Origin of the sequence: Clostridium sp. B9 (genome assembly GCF_050509515.1) — a bacterium.
In the GTDB taxonomy this organism is placed as follows: Bacteria; Bacillota; Clostridia; order Clostridiales; family Clostridiaceae; genus Sarcina.
Window position 1 is genome coordinate 1 of record NZ_JBNWKA010000002.1, and the last position, 5,026, is coordinate 5,026.

Sequence of the window (5,026 nt, forward strand, 5' to 3'; positions counted from 1 at the left end):
TTCTTAGTTTAACATCACTTAGAAACTTTGTCAACAACTTTTTTCAAAACTTTTAATTTGTTTTGTTAAGTTGTTTGCCGTGTCTCTTAGCGACGAGATTTATCTTACCATGTATATAACTATTCCTCCCATATATAACACCCATTTTATCTAATTATTCATTTATTACTCCATATTTCTTTATTTTACTACATTTATTTTATATTGATACACTAGGAATAGTTTAACCAGTATTATTTGTATATCTCTTCCATATATATACTTTAAATTATATTTTAATCTTTAAAATAATACTTTCCTAATAAATATCCTCATTTAATTTATATGTTCATACCCTTAGTTTACTTTTGAAATTTAATATAAAGCAAATATCCTACTATATTTTTTCTTCTATATTTTATGTTTTATCACTGTTTTTAAGCCATAAGTTAATTTAATACATTTATTATCAACTATTCTTTTAAATATAAATCTATTTATTCACTTGAATATTTAAAATAGTTATTTGTGATTGTTTGAATTTCTTCTTTTTAAATACTATAATTTTTTTATACGAGTTCTTTTAAAGGAGGCTTTAATATGCCTAAAATAATTAAAAATGTACGTGAAGATTTATTAATTGAAGGGAAAAAGCAATTGTTATCCAATGGATATACTAATTTAAATATAAGAAATATTACTAAAGAGTGTAATATAGGTACAGGAACTTTTTATAACTACTTTAAAAATAAAGATAGACTTGTCTTGATATACTAACAACAGATTGGAATACAATATTATTTAAATCTAACCAAATTGTTGATGCCGATATTTCCTTCAAAGCTAAAATTGAGATTATATCTGATAATATAAATGAATTTTTAACTAATTACCGCCATATGTTTTAAGAAATGGCTAGCATTCATCTAAAAATCATAAATCCATAGATCCAATGTATGATGTTATTAGAAGGATTATAAATATTCATATAAAAATAACAAATAAATGCACCTATTTCATCTAGTAAATTTTCATTTTTTATTTTAAATAATCTTATTTTAATATCTAGATCAGAACTTACATTAAATGATTTATTTTTACTTTTTAAATATTTAAAAAGAGCTATAAGTATTCAAATAATACTTATAAGCTCTTTTCATTTTATCTCAATCTATTTTAATATCCTACTAATTAAATTAATTTTTTCATCTGACTAGCTAGAGGATCTGCTAAAGTTCCCATAATAACTTGAACATTCTTTCCATCTAACTTCATTATTCCACTAGCTCCTGCTTTCTTAAGAGCTGCTTCATCTATTATTGAAGCATCTTTTAATGTTAATCTTAATCTAGTTATACAGTTATCTAAAACTTCTATATTTTCTTTACCACCAAGTGCAGCTAAAACAACTTCCACCTTTCTGCTAATGTTCCACCCTTTGATGGGTTGTTACCTGCTTTTGATACAGTTCCATTAGAAGGTGTCCTTTCATTATCATCATCAAAGTCATCTTCTCTACCAGGAGTTTTTAAATCAAACTTCTTAATAAAGAAAACAAATAAGAAATAGTAAATTACAAATGCCACAGCACCCATTATTAATAACATTAATTGATTTTGTCCTTTACCAAAGTTAGGATGTAGTCAAGTAATCCACCTGAGAAACTAAATGCTAAGTGAACATTCAGCGCATAAGCTACCGCTAGTGATATACCAGTTAGTATTGCATGTATAAAGTAAAGTACTGGTGATAAGAACATGAATGCAAATTCTATTGGCTCTGTAATACCAGTTATAAATGCTGTTAATGCTAATGATAAGAACATACCACCTACAACTGCTTTATTTTTCTTTTTAGCACACATATACATTTCTAAACAAGCTGCTGGTAAACCAAACATCATTATTGGATAGAAACCTGCTGTATAAACCCCTGCTGTTGGATCTCCAGCTAAGTATCTTGTAATATCTCCAGTTGCTATTTGTCCTGAAACTGGATCTGTAAAGCTTCCTAATTGGAACCAAATTACTGTATTCATAACATGATGTAATCCAATTGGAATTAATAATCTGTTTAAGAATCCATATATACCTGCTCCTAAAGCACCTGCTGCAACCATTATGTTAGCAAACCCATCTAGACCTGCTTGGAATGTTGGCCAAGTATATCCAAAGAATATTCCTAAAAATACACATACTGCTGAAGTTACTATTGGAACAAATCTCTTTCCTCCAAAGAACCCTAAGAACTGAGGAACTTGAATATCTTTGAATTTATTATATAAAAGACCTCCTGTAACTCCGGCTACAACTCCACCGAAAGCTCCCATATTTATTGATGGATCAAAGGCTTTTGCAACGCCATTCATAACTAAAGGTCCTAAAAGACCAGCTAGTCCTCCAACCCCGTTATTTTCTTCTGCAAGCCCAAATCCTATACCTACAGCAAAAAGCATTGCCATATTTTCACCAAAGGCAGCTCCACCAGCAGCCTTAAGCCAAGGAATGTTTAATAAGTCAGCATCTCCAAGTCTTAGTAATAAACCTAATGCAGGCATTACTGCGATAGGAACCATTAATGATTTACCTATTCTTTGAAGAAAACCTAAAACTTTTGAACCTTTTTTAGTACTCATATAATTTCCTCCTTATAAGTTTTTCTTTGCTTATTAAGCTCTTTTGTCTTTTCTTTAAAGTCTTTTTACTAAACTTTAAGGCATTCTAATTTTATCATTAATTCCTTATAAATAATATGTATTTATTCCCTTTTTTTGAATGCCTATATAAAATTTCTTATGTTAATTAAATTTTGCATACAAAAAATTTAATTTAATAAGAATTCTTATATAGATATTCACTTTTTTAATTTTATATTAGTATATCCACCTTAAATAGTTATATCTCACCTAAAACAAATGTGTTATCAAATAAATTTATGATAAACTCCAAAAAATAACATAAAAAAAGCTGAAAAGAACATAGTATATTCTTTTCAGCTAATGCCCAAATTTAAATGGTTACACGCTTAAATTATTCTCTTAATATATTATTTAAAATGTTTACATTTTCATAATACTATAAGTTTTTTTTAATGTCAACTTAAAATATAAAGAATAGATTAATAAAAATATCAAAATAAACTTCAAGTAATTTAATACTAATTAGTATAATATTACAAAATTTCAAATGATATTGTATAACAATAGTATTGACTTATAAATTCAAAGACTATATAATATAAATATAACATGTTACTGTTAAATCAGGCATAAGTTTTAGCGGACTTATGCCTGTTTTTTTATATTGGATTCTATATATAGAAAGGATGTGAATTTCTTAACTTAAAGAGTGAGTTAAGAAAATAAATATGTTTGGATTTTTTAAAAAAGACTTAAAATTAGTTGCTCCTGCAACTGGAAAAACTATCGATTTAGCACAAGTACCAGATCAAGTTTTCGCTGAGAAAATGGCTGGAGACGGAGTTGCAATAGAAGTAACTGGTGATACAATAGTTGCTCCTGCTGATGGAGAATTATCATTAGTATTCAAAACTAACCATGCTTTTGCTATGACTTTAAGCAATGGAGTTGAGTTATTAGTACACGTTGGAATAGATACAGTTTCTCTTGAAGGAGAAGGATTCGAAAGATTAACTGAGCCAGGACAACAAGTTAAAGCTGGTACACCAATATTAAAAATAGACAGAGATTTCATATTAGGAAAAGGATTAAAACTACATACTCCTGTTTTAATCACTAACCCAGATATAGTAAAAGAAATGAAGCCTGTTATAGGTCAATCAGTTACTGTAGGAAATGATACTGTTTTAACTTATAAAGTAAAATAATAAAAAGCTGACCATTGGTCAGCTTTTTGTTTATATATTATTCTTCTTTTCTTATTCTTTCAACATGTAACGCTAAATAGCCAATTTCATCCTCTGTTACATCCAATCCAAAATCTTCATTTATTGCTTTAGCTATTTCTATAGCAACTTTATATGATTTCTTATACTTAATCTTAATTATATAAAGTAAATCATTCTTTATTGGTGTATTATTTAAAAGCCTCTCTATAGCAAACCTCAAATGCCCAACAAATCTAGCATAAGATAATGAAGCCCTTAACTTCTATGTCTAGCATATCTTCAATATATTCAACAGCTGTATTAGCTATATATGTGTACTTTATTGTATTAGATACTTTACCAGTAGTTCGTGCTGAATGTATATGCATAGCAATAAATCCAATTTCATCATCAACAATATCTATTCCTGTAAATTTCTCAAGTTTTCTCACCATTACAGTAGCTAATTCAAATTCTTTAGGATATAAAGTTTCTATTTCAACTAAAAATGGATTTCTAAGTATTTTTCCATTCTTCATTCTTTTAATAGCAAAAGAAATATGATCTATAAGGCCTATATGAATATTTTCATTTAACTCTGAATTGAAAGCAGTTGCAACCTCTAAAATTAACTCCTCACAGAAAGCTATAAACTCTTTATCATTATTTCCTATTAATCTTCTAAAGTTAACTATATTAGACTCATCCTGTATAGTAAATATTTTCTCTACTTAAGTACCAATAGGAATAATTGATTCCTTTTTATATTTGAATCCTATTCCCTACAAGAATAATATTATTCTTTATCATCATCATTAACTAAAACAATATTATTGTTAAAAGCCTTATTAACCTCATATTTTTTTGGGTTCTTTTACTCATAATAATCTCCTTATACCATTTGACTACCATATTATAATTATGGTTAAATCAAATTTTGAATAATAATTATACTGTATATATTATAACCATGTCTATATCTGTTTACATACCAATTATATATTAAAACAGTTTTTTTACTAATAAAATTATTATTAATATATCAAAGATTATATATTAATCTCAATAAAAAATATTTTTTTGTATACAAAAAAACCTCTATAAAATAAAGAGGTTTGGTAATATGCAGGGAATCAAACCCTGGACACGTGATTAAAAGTAGCGTGCTCTACCAGCTGAGCTAGCAAATCATATGGACCTG

The 5,026-nt window shown here is 27.3% G+C and carries 2 protein-coding genes, 1 tRNA gene and 2 pseudogenes; 2 read left to right on the forward strand and 3 right to left on the reverse strand.

Translation table 11 applies throughout. The features are described 5' to 3' along the window. Window positions 1-579: 579 nt before the first annotated feature. Window positions 580-756: a TetR/AcrR family transcriptional regulator gene (locus ACQZHJ_RS00040; RefSeq protein WP_430483546.1), complete on the forward strand. Its 177-nt coding sequence runs from the start codon at window positions 580-582 to the stop codon at window positions 754-756. A 414-nt stretch (window positions 757-1,170) separates the two neighbouring features. Here ACQZHJ_RS00040 and ACQZHJ_RS00045 read toward each other — a convergent pair. Next, window positions 1,171-2,614: pseudogene (locus ACQZHJ_RS00045) on the reverse strand (PTS transporter subunit EIIC). 731 nt (window positions 2,615-3,345) lie between these two features. Here ACQZHJ_RS00045 and ACQZHJ_RS00050 point away from each other — a divergent pair. Beyond that, the gene (locus ACQZHJ_RS00050; RefSeq protein ID WP_430483547.1) at window positions 3,346-3,825 is read left to right on the forward strand and encodes a PTS sugar transporter subunit IIA; all 480 of its coding nucleotides are present in this window, start codon (window positions 3,346-3,348) and stop codon (window positions 3,823-3,825) included. Window positions 3,826-3,862: 37 nt separating this feature from the next. On the opposite strand, the pseudogene ACQZHJ_RS00055 reads toward ACQZHJ_RS00050, so the two are convergent. Both ACQZHJ_RS00055 and ACQZHJ_RS00060 read right to left on the reverse strand, forming a co-directional pair. Beyond that, window positions 3,863-4,654 (reverse strand): annotated as a pseudogene (locus ACQZHJ_RS00055) (BglG family transcription antiterminator). Window positions 4,655-4,941: 287 nt separating this feature from the next. Further along, window positions 4,942-5,020 (reverse strand) — tRNA-Lys (locus tag ACQZHJ_RS00060). Between the last annotated feature and the right edge of the window lie 6 nt (window positions 5,021-5,026).